The sequence below is a fragment of the Paenibacillus sp. JT22N1 genome, assembly GCF_059692155.1.
This window is the reverse complement of record NZ_JCAUAW010000024.1, coordinates 54,260-70,377: the sequence shown is the minus strand read 5'-3', so window position 1 is coordinate 70,377 and position 16,118 is coordinate 54,260. Positions and strand designations below refer to the sequence as shown.

Below are 16,118 nucleotides of genomic sequence, written 5' to 3'. Positions count from 1 at the left end.
GTTAAATAATTAGAAGGGGGCAACTATGACCAAAACCGAGGTCTCAACCGTCGCTGGTTCCGAGCCACATATACCATTTCTCGAATCCGGTTCTTATCCCGTACGGCACGGTAATATTGTTCGTCCGCTTGTGGATAGTGCCCCCACCTTTCGACGTATTTGTGAGGCTATCGAAACAGCACAGATCAGTGTCTGGATCACGTTTACTTTTGTGGACCCGTATTTCCAGATGCCGGACGATCGTGGTACCCTGTTTGATGTGCTGGACCGTGCGGTTGCTCGTGGACTGGATGTACGGATCATTTTCTGGCGCCCAAATTCGGAGAGTAGTGGTTACGGCCAAGCCTTCCCAGGATCTTACGCTGATCGTGAAATGCTCGCTGCACGTGGTTCGCTTTTCCGTGCCCGCTGGGACCGTGCACATGGTTACTTTTGCCAACACCAAAAGTGTTGGCTGATAGATGCAGGACATTCGTCCGAGACGACATTTATCGGTGGAATTAATCCGACGTTCAAGGCCTTCGAACCAGGGCACATGGGCGAGGGACAACGCCACGACGTCTTTGTCGAAGTGATCGGACCGTCGGCGACTGACGTGCACCACAATTTCGTACAAAGATGGAACGAGGCCAGCGAGAGAATGGAGGAAGATGGAGTGTGGGGCCACAATGGCGATGACGAGTTGACTTTCCCTACACGCGTATCCGTTCCTCGAGGAGACAGCCAGGTGCAGATTCAAAGGAACGTGTATGAGAGCCGGTACAGTAATAGTTATCCAACTCCCGGAGGTTCTTCCTTCGATATTGGTGCAGGCGAGCGATCCATTTTCGAGCAGTACAAACGAGCAATAGATGCCGCTCGTTGCACAATCTACATCGAGAATCAGGCTCTCCCGGTTCCGGAGATCTCTGCCAGATTGGAGGAGGCTCTGAAGCGTGGCGTGGATGTCGTCCTCCTAGTTCCAGCTGAGCCTGAGTCATATGTGCGCGCATTCCGTCAACATCCGGATAGCAAAAGCTTCTTCGATCATTTAGAAGCACTTGGCCGATACGAGAATTTTGCACTTGTCGGAATAGCTGGACTGAATGGACAGAGGGAGCGCAGCAATATTTATGTACATGCTAAAATAATGCTGATTGACGACGCGTGGGCGACAATTGGTTCCTGCAACCTTCACTGGAATTCACTCTTTGGTCATACGGAGATGAACGCTGCGTTTTGGGACCCAAAAGTGGTGCAATCACTGCGCCGTCAACTATTTTCCGAACACCTGGGTCAAGACACCTTACAATTAAACGACCGCGAGGCGCTTCAACTTTACCGGAATATTGCTCATGAAAACCAAATTAGAGGAACGCGAGGCGATTTCGACTGGAAAAGTCTTGCATTCGCCCTAGACCCGACAACTTACGGCAAATAGCAGCATGAGTTATTAGCCAGCATTATTATATTTATTTTACAAAGAGACCCTCCGATAGGATGAATTGTGTTGCTCACCACTTCACAAGTTATCGAGAATGGGTTTCTTTTTGTTCGCTCATTTTATGAAAAGAGGCTACTTCCAAGTTCACTTCCTACATTTACCAATGATTTTTGTGAACAATCCGTCTTGTTCTAGAGTCAAATAAAATAAACACCTAAAATAAGTGTACATATAGAAATGAAGGAGAATTTGATGAAAAAAAGTTTGAGATCGCTATTTCATTGGCATTCGTTTATGGATCAACTTGAGACTTATACGGCAGCTACATTGTTGAAGTTGAAAAAATGTTTGAACCCAGTAACGAACAAAATCGGTTTTGGTATTTATTTTTACAAGGATATCACCATAAATTTAAACCGTTTGAACAAAGATATGCTGGCAATCGTCGCCGATTTTGTTACACTTTCGCATTTCGACAAGCGTACATTTCCTAGCTTTGTATCGGTTGCCGATGGGATACACGCGACGATGTTTACGAAAGTGCCTAACCATATTATTAAACGGATTACCACTTTGGTCACTGCGTTACCAGGTTATAAAGCGCTGCAAACCGCATCCCGATCGTATGGGTATAAATGTGAGCTTCACTACAATCAGGGAAGAGTATTTTTTGGCTCGTTACAAATTCATTTTAAGAAAATACAAAACGAGCTCTCCTCTCCTAGTTACAGAGCTCTCTCAATGATAGGCAGGACTGATTAAGAAACAACATCATGGTTTTAACCGCAACCTCGACATGAAATTGATTTCGTGCAGGGTTTAGCGGTTTTTTGTTATTCAGCGTCCGGACTTGAATTGACTAGGAGTAAGGCCTACGAATTTTTTAAACTGGCGCATAAAGTGAGTATCATTTTCATACCCGCACATTTTGGAAATGGCGGCGACGGATAACGAACTGTTAACCAAAAGATACTTGGCGTATTCCAGCCTGCTGTTGATGATGTCTATTACCACAGAACACCCGAATAGCTCCTTATAGATATGCTGGAAATAAGATTTGCTTAAATTCATGCACGAAGCAAGATTTTCTACGGACCTATTTGTTTGAGGGGAACTGTAGAGCTCGTTGCGCAACTCGGTAAATTGGCTGAAATATCGGCTCGTTTTGTCGGGCAAGGTGGGTCTGTCAAGCAGATTGCGAAGCTTCATAAAAAGAGTTCTTATATCCGAGTCAATGATTTTATCGCGCAGCGGCCCGCCTAAGCGGTTGATGCTATGCAATTCCATAATGCATCTTGTAATTAAAAGCGGATCTGCGGATTTGACGGGCGTGTCAAGGGGGAAATCCAATTGCGTAAGAAAATCCTGAATGTCGTTGCCGTCACAATGAAACCAGTCGTTGACAAATGGTTTATCCAATTCCCTGTAAAGTTGGGGGGTTGTAGGGCGAAACAAGATATAAGAATTTTTTTCGGCTACGAATTGCTTGCCGTCGAGAATAACTTCTGAATTGCTTTTCAAAAAAACAAAGGCATAATTCCCTGCTCCTACCGGACGGTCAATAGTGATCCCATCCCAATGGATAAAATTATATCCGCAACTAATTAAATGAATCATCCTGCATCTCCTTAAAAAGCACGATAGGTCAGTTTTTGGCTACTATAATTTATTGTATCTGAATTAACATGTACGTACAATTTAATTAAACAGTATGGACAAAGTGGAGAAGAGTAGAGAGCATAATAGGCATGTTTACATGATCTTTGGGTTGATTGCCGCATACTGAAAATAGTGAATCAAAGGAGCAAGATACATGGCAAAACTTACTATTAATGCAGACGTACGCTTAAGCACAATCGACCGCAATATTTACGGACACTTTTCCGAACATTTGGGACGCTGTATTTATGAAGGCATCTATGTAGGAAAGGATTCGCCGATTGCAAACACGGAGGGGATGCGAAATGACGTTCTAGAAGCGTTGAAGCAGCTTGAAATCCCCGTGCTCCGTTGGCCGGGTGGATGCTTTGCCGATGAATATCACTGGAAAGATGGCGTTGGTCCGAAAGAAAAACGGAAAAGGATGATTAATACGCATTGGGGTGGTGTCGTCGAGAACAATCATTTCGGCACTCACGAGTTTTTGCGTTTATGCGAGCTCATCGGTACTGAGCCCTATATTAGCGGTAATGTCGGAAGTGGAACGGTTGCTGAGATGTCCGAATGGGTTGAATACATGACGTTCGACGGAGAGTCGCCTATGGCCAACTGGCGGAGGGAGAACGGACGCGAGCAGCCGTGGAAGATAACCTATTTCGGGGTGGGCAATGAGAACTGGGGCTGCGGCGGCAACATGCGCCCTGAGTATTATGCGGATCTGTATCGGCAATATGCCTGTTATGTCCGGAATTACGGCGATAACCGAATTTTCAAAATCGCTTGCGGACCCAATGTCGACGACTATAACTGGACTGAGGTGCTAATGAGTCAGGCAGCACGTTTCATGGACGGTTTGAGTCTGCATTATTATACGGTCCCTACCGGTATTTGGAGTGACAAAGGCTCGGCCACCGAATTTGACGAAAAATTGTGGTTTGAAACACTGAAGAAGACACAGTTCATGGAAGAGCTCATCGAGCGCCATGATACGATTATGACGCGTTACGATCCGGACAAAAGAGTTGCGCTCATCGTGGACGAATGGGGGACCTGGTACAACGTCGAGCCCGGCACCAACCCCGGCTTCTTGTATCAACAAAATACGATGCGCGATGCGCTTGTTGCCGGAATTAATCTGAACATTTTCCACAACCATTCCGACCGTGTACGCATGGCAAATATCGCTCAGGTTGTTAATGTACTGCAATCGGTCATTTTAACGGAAGGCGCCAGTATGATTCTGACCCCAACCTATCATGTATTCGATATGTATAAGGTTCATCAGGGAGCCAGCCTCGTTGCCGCAGATGTGGAAAGCCCGTCTTACGGAATGGATGGACAGAGTATAGATCAGCTTAGTGTGTCTGCATCCGTGGATGCGAATAATCGCCTGCATATTTCTTTATGCAATCTGCATCACGCTGAAGCTTTGGAAGTGGCATGTACAATCCGCGGTGGGAAGATCGGCGATGTTGCGGGGCAGGTACTAACCTCCGAAACGATTCAATCGCATAATACTTTTGGGGAACCGGAAAATGTGAAGACGTCCGTATTTAACAATTTCCGTATCGAAAATGATCAACTTATCATTAAGCTGCCTGCTAAGTCGGTAGTGACGCTTGGTGTCAACGTATGACGGATTGCAAGGGTTGCTCGGCAACGGTGCATGTTTCCTCAGAAGAAATTGCACAATTATTCGGGGAAACGCTTCGCATTCGCAATGTCAAACTCACGACTGAAGAGGAGTATGACCGGCGCATGTCGGTCTGCCAAAGCTGCGAGGCCTATCAATTCGGCACAACTTGCCGTTGGTGCGGCTGTCTGATGGCTGTAAAAGCTAAGCTGGCCGCAGCCCGTTGTCCGGCACCGCAAGGGAACAAATGGTAAATAAAACCCCAGCAATTCAAGTCTCAGCCATGGAGGAGAAAAGCATGAAAGCACCATTATTTCGTGATCCGATTTATGATGGAGCTGCTGACCCCACTGTTATCTGGAACAGACAAGCCCAAGAGTGGTGGATGATTTACACCAACCGGAGAGCTACGGCCGAAGAATTGGGTGTCGCATGGGTGCATGGAACCGATCTAGGTGTCGCATCTTCCCGTGATGGTGGGAAGAATTGGGTTTACCGTGGTATTCTTTCCGGTTTAAATTTCGAGTGGGGCCGAAATACATTTTGGGCGCCGGAGATTATATGGCACGACGGTCTCTATCACATGTATGTCAGCTACATTCAAGGCGTACCGAACGAATGGGCCGGCCATAAGCGCAGCATGCTTCACTATACTAGTCCCGATTTGCTCGCATGGACCTATCAATCTGTAATCCAGCTCAGCTCGGACTATGTCATTGACGCCTGCATATACCCGATGCCGGATGGCCGATTCCGGATGTGGTACAAAGATGAGGCTAACGGATCGTTAACCTATGCTGCTGACAGCGCGAATTTGTATGATTGGCATGTAGTCGGCTCAGTCCTCACGGAACGCCCGCATGAAGGACCAAACGTATTCTTTCTAAAGGGCTACTATTGGATGATAGTTGACGAATGGCGTGGACAGGGCGTTTTCCGTTCTGACGATTTGGAGAAATGGGAACGGAACGGCCTCATTCTCGACCAACCCGGCAGTCGGGAAGACGACGGAACGATTGGCCTTCACGCTGATGTCGTGGTGCAAGGTGACACCGCATATATTTTTTATTTCACCCATCCGGATCGGAAAAGCGACAAACCTGTTTCCCAAGGCTCCTCCTATGCAACCCGTCGATCCTCGATTCAATCTGCACGGCTAGATGTGATCGATGGCATCCTGGTATGTGATCGTGACGAACCCTTCGAGCTGTCGCTCCGTCAGGAACCGCAGCTTTGGGAAAAGTCGATATAACAGGAAAATGAAAGTTTAGAAGCAAAAGAGGGCTGCCGATGGCAGCCTTCTTTTGCTAAACCGTAACTAACTGAGAAGTAACGAATACTCGTTTTATTAACAGTTGCAAAATAAAGAAACACCGCCTATGATAAAAAACAAACATCATTAATATAAACAATATTCAACTAATAAATACATTAATCATGATGAGTGGTGATTAAGGTGATTCAAAGATTACATGGAATGAGTTTCAATAACGGGATTACATTTTTGATTCGCTCACTGCTGCAAAGAACCATTATTCGTACGATCTTATTATCGTATCTGGGCATCAATGTGTTATTGCTCGCTACTCTTGGGTTGCTGTCCGTCCGTGATTCTACGGCTGCGCTGACTCAGGAAATGACGCAATCCAGTTTTAAAATAATGGAGCAGGCTGCTCGGGGGTTAAGCTTTAATTTTGAGGAAGCGACCCGTCCGCTAGTCCTCATGGCAGGTCACTATTCAGTCATATCGTTAATGGCATATGGCGACAAGATTTCGGTCGAAGAACGAATTCAGCATGAGCGGAACATAGCCGATCTGGCATTTGGTGTAACTTCGTTTCAATCGTTGATTAGCGATATTTTAATCCTAGGGAAAAATGGTTATATCAACAATCTGGATGGACGCAAAACGCTCCGTTGGGATTATCCTTTCACCAACCAACCATGGTTTCAAGAAGCTGTTTCGGCAAATCCGAATAAGGGCTTAGTAACACTAGGTCTCCATAAACAAAATTACTATGTAACATCGAGTATTTCCAAATATAATCAGCCTACCTTATCGATTGCGATTCCGGTGACAGACAGCATGAGAACGACCGTCGGCGCGGTTATCGCCAATTTGGATTTAAAGAAAATCAACTCGATGTTCGAACTTAGCTCTTATCAAAAAAATGAAAATATTTTTATGGTGGATGAAAATAGAACGATAATGGTTCATAAAAGTAAGGAGTCTATCGGCCAAATCTTATTTTTCCCAGGCATTGCTAACATTTACAAAGAAGATTCCGGAAGTTTCATTTCTACAATTGAGGGAAGGGAGCAGCTTGTCATTTATCACACAACCGCGGTTAAAGGGCTGCACATGATCTCGACGATTCCCATGTCGGAGATTAGTAAGCAATCCTCACAACTCAGATCGAATCTAATCGGATTTCTTTATCTTTTCCTCATATTGAATGCGCTTACGTCAGTCTTGATGACCATTCACATTGCTCGCCCCTTTAGGCGGCTGCTGTCCACGGTTGACAGTACGGGAGAAGACAGTCTCTTCGTCGTTCCCAAAAATTATAAATATCAGGAGCTGAACGTAATTGGCAACAAATTTAAGGAATTGGTAAACAGGATCGAACTTCTGGTTAAGCAAAATTATGTTGCGCAAATCGCAATGAAGGAAGTAGAGCTTAAAACACTGCAGTCGCAAATCCATCCGCATTTTCTGTTTAATACGCTTCAGCTTCTACAAACAGAAATCGTCTGCGGCCATACAGAGGACTCCAACCATTTGGTGCTTTCGCTTAGTAATTTACTGAGGTATTCCATGCGGAGATCAGATGAAACCGTTGAATTGAAACAAGAGCTGCAAAACGTCAATGATTATTTGTTTATCATCAACCTCAAATATGACAATCGAATCCTCATTCAGACCCATATTCCGAATCCTGCTGTACTGAAATGTCAAACGGTGAAGCTAATTCTACAACCGATTGTTGAGAACGCTATTTTACATGGCTTTAAGGAGAGTCCGCAAGGTGCGAAGTTATCGATCCGCATCGTACCTGTGAAAAAGGGCGTTTTGATCGAAATTAAGGATAATGGGGTTGGTATGACGAAAGACCACTTGAGGGCGCTTGCTTCCAAGCTAGAGGATACGGAGTCTTCAGAAGGAAGTATCGGTTTATACAATGTTAACCAGCGATTGAGGCTGAAATTCGGTCCTGATTATGGGCTCCGGATTCGAAGCGTTCAGCATTCGTTTACAAGCGTATACGTTGTACTTCCTGATCGATAAGAAAATAAAACCTTTGAACGCGAGGTGTTCCACATGAAATTGATGATAGCTGATGATCAAATGTCACTTCATACTTTTTTGGATAAAATGATGGACTGGGCGTCTCTTGGTATTACAGATATTCTGCATGTCTACAACGGGGAAGAGGCAGCCATGCAGGCGGTTACTTATAAGCCCGACATTCTTCTCATTGATATCCGGATGCCTATTCTTGATGGACTTGGTGCACTGAAACAGCTGCAATCGATGGATAAGCGACCGAAGAGCGTCATTTTGAGTGCCTATGATCAGTTTGAATATGCGAGGGATGCGCTCCGGCTTCATGTTTTTCAATATCTTCTAAAGCCGGTGGATACACGATTATTGGAGAATGTGATTAATGAGCTTGTACAAGAGATTCACGCAGAGAACCATCTGCTTATTACAAACTGCTTGGACAAGGCCGCGCATCGCATTCCTTTATCCAACACGGATCTAAATATCCTGAGGGATAGTTTTCAATTGTTGGGAATTACTCGGTATGCTGTATGGACTTTATCAGGCAATTGGCCTATGCCGGAGTTCCTTTCGGATAAGTGCATGTCAAGTATAGATGTTCAGAACGAATTGTTTTCGTTTAAATCTACAATCAGTAGTGAAAATAGGATTATTTGCTTCGGGATGAAAAAGGCGTACAACTACGAAGATCTCAAGGAACTCCGTGAATCTATGTTGGAAAAATGGAAAGAAGACGTGCCTGATCGAATCCTCAGCATCGGTATGAGTCGTATCGAGACCGAGATCGAGGAGCTTTCTTCTGCAATTAACGTAAGTGCGCAAGCCGCCCAAACTAATATTTTACAATCCGGAGCATCTAAGCTTGAACATATCGTACGTAAAATCAAAGCGTATGTGGAATCCAAAGTAGATGATGATCTTTCTTTGCAAACCGTTGCTGATCAATTTCAAATCGATAAGTATCAGTTAAGCCGTATTTTTAAACAGGAAATTGGCGTCAATTATTGGGCTTTTGTCACCAAAATAAGGATGCAAAAAGCAGCAAATCTCCTAATGGAGACAAGTTGGAAAAATAACAGCATAGCTGAACGAATTGGCTTTGTAGATGAGAGTCATTTCAGCCGGACATTTAAGAAATATTTTGGCGTAACACCGAAGGAATATCGATCATCCCAGATCGCGGGCAAAGATGCATGAGATTAAAAGCCGTGCAACAATTGACAAGAAATCGTGCAACAATATGAATTCAAACAAGGGCCAGAAAGGGGTTACAATCAGATTGTAAGTGCTTTCAAAAACCGTTACGGGGGTATGTAAAGATGAAAAAAGTATCGAAGTTGACCATGGTTGGGCTCGTCAGTTTGTCTGTGATCGCAACAGGATGCAGCAGTGGTACGAGTTCTGATGCAGACGGTAACGGCGGGAATAATGCCAAAGGATCCGAAAAAGGTGTGAAGCTAAGCCTACTTTCCTGGAATAATGAGAAGGAGATGAAGCCAGTCATCGATGGTTTCATGGCGAAAAACCCGAATATCTCCTTTGACTTCCAGACGGCTCCTCCAGTTAAAGATTATATTGCTAAGCTGCAGACGATGTTATTGTCTGACTCTGCAACAGACCTTTTCATTATCGCCGCCGAGAACCGCAATGAAGTCATTGACGGGGGCTATGCACTGGACTTAACGAATCAGCCATTCGTCCAAACGATGCTTGAAGGCAATAAGCCGATGCTCAGCAAGAATGGGAAAGTCTATGCTTTTACACAAACGGGCTGGGTTGGCGGATTATTTTACAATAAAGCACTATTTAAGAAAGCCGGTATTGAGCAGGAGCCTCAGACTTGGAACGAGTTCATAGAAGCTTGCAAGAAGCTAAAGGCAGCAGGCATCATTCCATTTTATGATAATATGCAGGATGTCACGATGATGCATGACGGACTATACGCAAATTTGACACTCTCAGGTGATCCGAATTTTGATGATAAAATATTTAAAGGTGAAAAAACGTTCGAACAAGGCTGGACAGAGCCGCTTAAAGCGTTCAAGACAGGCCTTCTCGATAATAAAATTTTAACAGCAGACATGATAGGCCTGACCGGCGACCAAATTGTTAATGAATTCGCATTGGGGAATGTGGCCATGTTTACTGGCGGTCCATGGAGTATCAATACGATCCAACAAGCGAACCCGAATCTAGCGTACAGCATGATGGCGATTCCGGGGCCAAAACCAGGAGGCAATTACTATGCTGGGGCGCCGGGCGTTGGATTCGCAGTGAACAGCAAAACCAAACGTAAAGATGAAGCACTAAAATTCATCGAATACATGGCTTCGCCAGAAGGACTGAAGAAGTTCGAAGAAGGTACAGGAGCCATTATTACTGCAAAAGGATATGAGAGTAAGGTTCATCCCTCGATTGAGAAGGCATATAAGGAAGGACTGCTTCAAGGGAAATTCTATCTGCCTATGGTTTCATGGTCCCGCAATCAAGAGGCATTACGGAATCAGCTGACCATCTCCACACAGGATATGGTTGTCGGTAAAATTACGCCAGAGGATGCGGCCAAATCTCTCGACAAGAAAATGAAAGAAATGGACAAGAAATAAATGGTCAAATTCATGCGGCAGTTTCAATATCAGGTTTTTCTAATTCCGATCTTGTTCTTCTATACCTTGTTTACGATATATCCGCTCATCAAGTCTTTTTTACTCAGCTTAACGAATTTTAATGGCTACACCAAAGTCTACAACTTTGTTGGATTCAAAAACTATACGAAGATTTTCTTTGACGACGCAATCGTTTCAGGCCTTTCATACACACTTTTCTATGCCATAGCAACGACAGTTATTATAACACTCTTAGCTATACCGTTAGCTCTAATCCTAGATCAGAACTTTCTTTCGAAAAATTTGTATAGAGCTATCTTTTTCTTTCCATCTATTCCTAGCGGGCTGCTTCTAGCCTATATTTGGGGGTTTATTCTAGCTCCCATCTCTTCAGGGGTGCTTAACAAAGTACTGAAAACCTTGTTCCATCTCGGTCCGCATCCATGGCTGTCTGACCCTTTGCTCGCCAAACTTTCGACGATTGTCGTATCCGTTTGGGCGGGAACAGGGTGGCATGCTGTGCTGTACTTAGCCTTTCTACAGTCGATTCCCAAAGACTACTTCGAAGCCGCGTCGATCGATGGTGCCAGCAGGTGGCAGCAAATTCGCCATATCACCCTGCCACTGCTTGCCCCGGCCATGACGGTTAGTGTGATGCTGCTGTTAACCGGAGGACTGAAGGTATTTGAAATTCCGTTTGCTCTAACGAAGGGCGGACCTGGCTTTGAAACGTATACCATCACCCAAGTCATTGTTCTCCGGGGTATTTCTGAAACCAATTACGGGCTTGCATCCGCCATGTCGATTATTTTCTTCCTCATCGTATTGGTTCTGACTTATTTCCAAGTGATGTGGATGCAAAGGCGGGAGGATAAGATCCAATGATGGTTACGAACAAACGCAACTGGCTGCTTGATATTTTAATGCTACCCGTAGGGATTATGACCTTTTTTCCATTCTACCTAATCATCGTCAACACCTTGAAAAGCACTCAGGAAACAGCAAGAAGCCCTATGAGCCTGCCTCAAAGTTTGGATTTTTCTAATTATGTAAAAGTATTTAAAGAGACGGCGCTTCTGCGCAGTTTCGAAAACAGTCTGATTTTAACCGTTGTGTCGGTCCTATTCATGGTGCTGATCGGCGCTATGGCGGCGTATCCCATTGTTTTCAATCCGAACAGGCTGAATAAATGGATCACAACCTATTTACTAGCCGGATTTCTCATTCCATTCCAAACGACGTTGATTCCACTGTTTGAATTGATGACTAACTTTCATCTGACGGATAAATTGTCGGGGTTGATATTACTCTATATGGGCGGCTCGGTTTTCGTGTTTTTTCTGATGACAGGCTATATGAAGACGATTCCCCGCGAGTTGACAGAAGCTGCAATCATTGATGGGTGCAGCATTTGGGGGATTTTCTGGAGAATCATCCTTCCGCTGCTCAAGCCGATTACGGTAACAAGTATCATCTATCAAACAATGTGGGTCTGGAATGATTTTTTGGCTCCAATGCTGTTTCTTAACTCCCAGAGTAAAGCTACACTTGTTCTGCAGATTTATAAAGCCAAGGGTGAATTCTCTGTGAATTGGCCGATGTTCATGACACTAACGGTGATCGCCCTCATTCCGATCTTTATCTTCTTTATCTTGATGCAAAAGCAAATCGTGAAAGGCATTGTCGGTGGAGCTATCAAAGGTTAGAAAACGGGGAATTATAGCTCAAAAGCATTACGAATATGACAATTGTCACCTCGATCCGATGACTTGATTCACTTTTGAAACACTCTCTTAAAGGTGATAATAAGACTATAAAATCCTTTAAGGGAGTGTTCATTACTATGAATTCAACTGTATCGTTGATGATTTCGGCTTTGATATTCTTTTTCATCCTGCGTGGACAATTAAGTGGCATGCATAAGCCGCTAAAAAAATCGGGAGTAACGTTGCTGCTGCCTATCCTATACATTTCTACATCGCTTATGCAATTGTTCGATCCATCGCTGCACATCCGCGAAGAGCAAGTAATCATTGCTTTGTTGATCGGTATGATTGTTTCGATTCCGCTTATCGTGACGACCAACTTTGAAGTTCGAGACGGTGGCAACACGTTTATTAAGCGTAACAAAACGGTGTTTGTGCTGCTGATCGTGATCTTTGCACTGCGTTTCCTCGCGATTGCAACTATAAAATCAATCGATCCAAGCACACTTAGCTTTATGTGCAACCTGATGACCTTTGGCTACATCGCGACATGGCGGATCATTAGTTTTATTAAATTCAAAGGTGTCAGCTCTTCCAAGCAAGCTGTACTGAATACTTAACACGTTCATTTCATTTTATCAAAACCTATTCGGCTCCATTTGCCAAAGTTGATATTGAAAACAGATCAACTCATAGAGCCCATTACATAGGGCTGCAAAGAGGAGTGTTGGATAGTACTTCTCCCAATTTCGGTCCGCAAACCGAAGAGCTGCTAGTAACCATAAAACCGAGTATAAAATCGCAACCAAGGGATTTCGAACTCCTTTATTTATGTTAAGTCCTTATTATTCTAATTAATCCAGCCGTCATACAAATTTTATATGTATTGGTATCATTAAAGGAGGCCCGCTCTCATAAGAGAACGGGCCTCCTTTTGAAATTAGGGATTACTTAATCACATTAACGTTTGCCTTTGGATTCGAAAGATCACTTGAATCATCAGAGACTAAAGGAGCTGGATCCAATTTGGCTTCTTCGCGAAGTAGGTAACCGAAAAATAAGATGTAGTAAGACACGATGATGAAGAAGACTCCTGCGGTCAGGGGATCTTTGGTAAATTGAGCTGGATCTACTGGATTCATGTTTGCTGAGTTGGTTGAAAGATTGATAAAGGCCAAGCGATAGACGATCCGGCCAAGAAATAGCACCAGAACCGTAATTTCGACCCATAAGTGAGTGCGATAGTACCATCCGTCTGTACGATGTTCGAAAAGGGTGTGGCGAATCGCGGTGAGTCCGAGTGCAATACCTGCCGCTAGACCGATGATGTAACCAATGAAATGGATGGGGTGGACAAAGCCTAGCAGGAAGATGACGGCTCCGAGGATACTAAAAAGAGTGAGTCGGAATTTAAGTCTGCCTCGGGATAACTTTTGAAAACCAATGGTTCGCTTCGTTCTTCGATAAATAAAAAAGCCGATGAGTAGGAAAGGAATGGCATAGTGCATCCAGGTTTGCATTAGATTTCCTCCAGAGAAACGTAGTTTTTCCTTATTGTAACAAATTTAGGCAGTTTGTCAGAGAAAAAAATATTTCGTTTACAAAAAACTGTCATACACTTAATGATAGGACGATAAACTTACTATTACACACAAAAAGCGCCGCAAGGAGTTGACAGTCAATGGCTCTAATCACCCATGTTAATGTATGTAATACAGAGAATGAAATTTACTGCTGTCTTCGTAATAAAATTGTGAAGCTTGACCAACAACAGAAAGAGCAATTTTGCAAAGGATGTAAAATGTTTGCCGGTGATGCCGATGAACATGGAATTGGTGTATCCTGTGTATGGGAAGATGTGCGCGTCGTTAGTAATCCGCATATCGCAGTGGACCCGCTTGAGGAGTTTATTCATAATCAAATCCGCCAAGTGCCGCCCGAGGGCCCGGCCTTATTTCTATATACAACAGAATGGTAAAACACATCCTCTTTGATTTTGATGGGACACTGGTCGATTCTAGAGCATTGCTTGTTAAGCTTTATAATGAAATGGCCGTGCAGTATCAATTTCGCAGGATTCGAGATCAAGACCTTGCGCTTTTGAGATCACTTTCGATCTCTGAGCGGGTGGATCGCTTAGGTGTTCCGGTACTTCAAATTCCAAAGCTAGTAACGGCCGGAAGACAGCTCTATCAGGAAAATATTCGTACGCTTCACATTGTACCTGGGATGAAGGAGGTTCTTGCCAGAGTGTCCTCACAAGGGATGAGAAGCTCCATACTCTCTTCCAATTCCGAGGTGAATATTCGTCAGATACTTAAAAATAACAAGCTGGATGGCGCGTTCAAGGAAATCATTTCGGCTAAGCATATTTTTGGTAAGCATCATTCGATTCGCAAAGTAATGAAACAATGGGGGACTTCCCCCTCGCGGATGATCTATGTTGGAGATGAATTAAGGGATATTGAGGCATGCAGGAAACTAGGCGTTCCCATAGTTGCCGTTACATGGGGCTATGATTCTCAGCATTTATTGCTCAGTGGAAAGCCAGATTACTTAGTAAACTCTCCCGGAGAGCTGCTAAAAACACTTCTGTCCTTAACCTGATAGGACGGTACAAGATGAAGCAAATAGCTATCACAGACAGTGTCTGAGGTAGTTATTTGTGTTTGCTTTTATAAGAGCTATTGGCAGCATTCGCAGTCGAGTGGTGTCATCATGTAAAATAGAAGCTATGAGGTGATATTTGTGGGAGGAGGCGTCTAATGTTATTTTATCTCATCATATTTGTAGTGACAGCCGTGGATCAAATTTCGAAGGTGTGGATTCGGTCTATCCTAAAAGTAGGTGAATCTATGCCGTTTTATAAAGACATCATTTCGTTTTCGCATTATCAAAATAGTGGAGCAGCAGGCAGTTCGCTGCAGGGCTCAGCGCGTTATTTAGGAATTCTTGCTGTTGTGATTATCGTAGTTATTTTGTACTACCGAAAAAAAGGAAGCATTCAAGGATTCTTCAAAGAGTGTGGTGCCGCACTATTCGTAGGTGGGGCTATTGGTAATGGAATCGAACGATTATTATTTGGCAAAGTGACCGACTTCATTGTTTTTCGATCTGGCAATGGTGTGATGAATTTGGCTGACTTAGCTATTAATTTGGGTGTAGTGTTTTTTGTACTGGATATGTTTCTCTCTTACAGGCATAAGCTGTTACCAAAAGAGAAAAAATTTCAATAAACGTAGGTATATTAAACTATATAGGTAGATCAAAAGTACTATTTGTGATATCCTTCAAATAGACGGGTTTTGAGCGAGAAGACGTTAAACTGGAGGATGGTCACATGAGGCCGGATAAACAGATATTGATCGATGAATTTTTTGCAATGATTCGAAAATTGACGCGTACGGGTGCTGATATTATGTTAGTGAGGGATTTTTTCTGGAAAGCTTCCGAAATCCGTTCATTTATCCCTCCAACGGTAGAATTCATGACGGTTCTTAAAACGTACAACGTAGTCTTGTTTCATGAATTCCGAAAATCACTTGTACCCAATACGAGTATGCATATGCTAGCGAATGTCCCCATGGAAGCGGGAGAAGCGCTCATTAGTTTGGGGATTACGAGTTTGGAGCAGCTTCAACTAGCGGTAAAAGGAACAGTAGCTGTGAGTAGTTAAGAAAGTTAAACCAAGCGATGACGCCAGTCTCGCTTGGTTTTTTCATCGAATAGCGCTCTCACGTTCCGCTAAGAACAATTCTGCACCAAAAGGACCTCCCCGTATTGGCGGAAGTCCTTATGGGCAGCA

General features: G+C 43.9%; 17 protein-coding genes. 15 read left to right on the top strand and 2 right to left on the bottom strand.

From position 1 onward, the window contains the following. Window positions 1-25 precede the first annotated feature (25 nt). Window positions 26-1,420 (top strand): phospholipase D-like domain-containing protein, encoded by a 1,395-nt coding sequence (locus tag AC58UU_RS33075; RefSeq protein ID WP_497321790.1) that lies wholly within the window; start codon window positions 26-28, stop codon window positions 1,418-1,420. Between the two features lie 255 nt (window positions 1,421-1,675). Continuing rightward, on the top strand, window positions 1,676-2,185 hold the full coding sequence (locus AC58UU_RS33070; protein ID WP_497321789.1) for a hypothetical protein: 510 nt from the start codon (window positions 1,676-1,678) through the stop codon (window positions 2,183-2,185). Window positions 2,186-2,260: 75 nt separating this feature from the next. Here AC58UU_RS33070 and AC58UU_RS33065 read toward each other — a convergent pair whose 3' ends face one another. Continuing rightward, window positions 2,261-3,040 carry an AraC family transcriptional regulator gene (locus AC58UU_RS33065; protein ID WP_497321788.1) on the bottom strand — a complete coding sequence of 260 codons (780 nt, stop codon included), beginning with the start codon at window positions 3,038-3,040 and terminating at the stop codon, window positions 2,261-2,263. Between the two features lie 196 nt (window positions 3,041-3,236). Here AC58UU_RS33065 and AC58UU_RS33060 point away from each other — a divergent pair, with 196 nt between their 5' ends. The 9 genes from AC58UU_RS33060 to AC58UU_RS33020 all read left to right on the top strand — a co-directional run bounded on the left by AC58UU_RS33060 (window position 3,237) and on the right by AC58UU_RS33020 (window position 12,933). Continuing rightward, window positions 3,237-4,718, top strand: a complete 1,482-nt coding sequence (locus AC58UU_RS33060; protein ID WP_497321787.1) for an alpha-N-arabinofuranosidase — start codon at window positions 3,237-3,239, stop codon at window positions 4,716-4,718. Continuing rightward, window positions 4,715-4,969: a DUF6171 family protein gene (locus AC58UU_RS33055; protein ID WP_497321786.1), complete on the top strand. Its 255-nt coding sequence runs from the start codon at window positions 4,715-4,717 to the stop codon at window positions 4,967-4,969. The genes AC58UU_RS33060 and AC58UU_RS33055 overlap by 4 nt, the downstream gene beginning before the upstream one ends. A 44-nt stretch (window positions 4,970-5,013) precedes the next feature. After that, complete coding sequence (locus AC58UU_RS33050) at window positions 5,014-5,967, top strand: glycosyl hydrolase (RefSeq protein WP_497321785.1); 954 nt, start codon at window positions 5,014-5,016, stop codon at window positions 5,965-5,967. 204 nt (window positions 5,968-6,171) lie between these two features. Beyond that, a complete protein-coding gene (locus tag AC58UU_RS33045) occupies window positions 6,172-8,004 on the top strand; it encodes a cache domain-containing sensor histidine kinase (RefSeq protein WP_497321784.1) in 1,833 nt (610 codons plus the stop codon). A 33-nt stretch (window positions 8,005-8,037) separates the two neighbouring features. After that, window positions 8,038-9,198: a response regulator transcription factor gene (locus AC58UU_RS33040; protein WP_497321783.1), complete on the top strand. Its 1,161-nt coding sequence runs from the start codon at window positions 8,038-8,040 to the stop codon at window positions 9,196-9,198. A gap of 122 nt (window positions 9,199-9,320) precedes the next feature. Beyond that, a complete protein-coding gene (locus AC58UU_RS33035) occupies window positions 9,321-10,607 on the top strand; it encodes an ABC transporter substrate-binding protein (protein ID WP_497321782.1) in 1,287 nt (428 codons plus the stop codon). Between the two features lie 12 nt (window positions 10,608-10,619). Beyond that, entirely contained in the window at window positions 10,620-11,492 is an 873-nt protein-coding gene (locus AC58UU_RS33030) for a carbohydrate ABC transporter permease (RefSeq protein WP_497321781.1), read from the top strand. Then, the gene (locus AC58UU_RS33025) at window positions 11,489-12,313 is read left to right on the top strand and encodes a carbohydrate ABC transporter permease (protein ID WP_497321780.1); all 825 of its coding nucleotides are present in this window, start codon (window positions 11,489-11,491) and stop codon (window positions 12,311-12,313) included. The genes AC58UU_RS33030 and AC58UU_RS33025 overlap by 4 nt, the downstream gene beginning before the upstream one ends. Before the next feature lie 137 nt (window positions 12,314-12,450). Next, the gene (locus tag AC58UU_RS33020; protein ID WP_497321779.1) at window positions 12,451-12,933 is read left to right on the top strand and encodes a CcdC protein domain-containing protein; all 483 of its coding nucleotides are present in this window, start codon (window positions 12,451-12,453) and stop codon (window positions 12,931-12,933) included. A 327-nt stretch (window positions 12,934-13,260) separates the two neighbouring features. Here the strand turns inward: AC58UU_RS33020 and AC58UU_RS33015 are convergent, their stop codons facing one another. Then, window positions 13,261-13,833 (bottom strand): CcdC protein domain-containing protein, encoded by a 573-nt coding sequence (locus AC58UU_RS33015; RefSeq protein WP_497321778.1) that lies wholly within the window; start codon window positions 13,831-13,833, stop codon window positions 13,261-13,263. A gap of 161 nt (window positions 13,834-13,994) precedes the next feature. Here AC58UU_RS33015 and AC58UU_RS33010 point away from each other — a divergent pair, with 161 nt between their 5' ends. The 4 genes from AC58UU_RS33010 (at window position 13,995) to AC58UU_RS32995 (ending at window position 15,989) form a co-directional block, all read left to right on the top strand. Beyond that, window positions 13,995-14,291, top strand: a complete 297-nt coding sequence (locus AC58UU_RS33010) for a hypothetical protein (protein ID WP_497321777.1) — start codon at window positions 13,995-13,997, stop codon at window positions 14,289-14,291. Next, entirely contained in the window at window positions 14,285-14,920 is a 636-nt protein-coding gene (locus AC58UU_RS33005; RefSeq protein WP_497321776.1) for an HAD-IA family hydrolase, read from the top strand. The genes AC58UU_RS33010 and AC58UU_RS33005 overlap by 7 nt, the downstream gene beginning before the upstream one ends. A 158-nt stretch (window positions 14,921-15,078) precedes the next feature. Beyond that, entirely contained in the window at window positions 15,079-15,549 is a 471-nt protein-coding gene (lspA, locus tag AC58UU_RS33000) for a signal peptidase II (RefSeq protein ID WP_497321775.1), read from the top strand. 104 nt (window positions 15,550-15,653) lie between these two features. Continuing rightward, window positions 15,654-15,989, top strand: coding sequence for a hypothetical protein (locus AC58UU_RS32995; RefSeq protein WP_497321774.1), 336 nt, complete (start codon window positions 15,654-15,656; stop codon window positions 15,987-15,989). Window positions 15,990-16,118 lie beyond the last annotated feature (129 nt).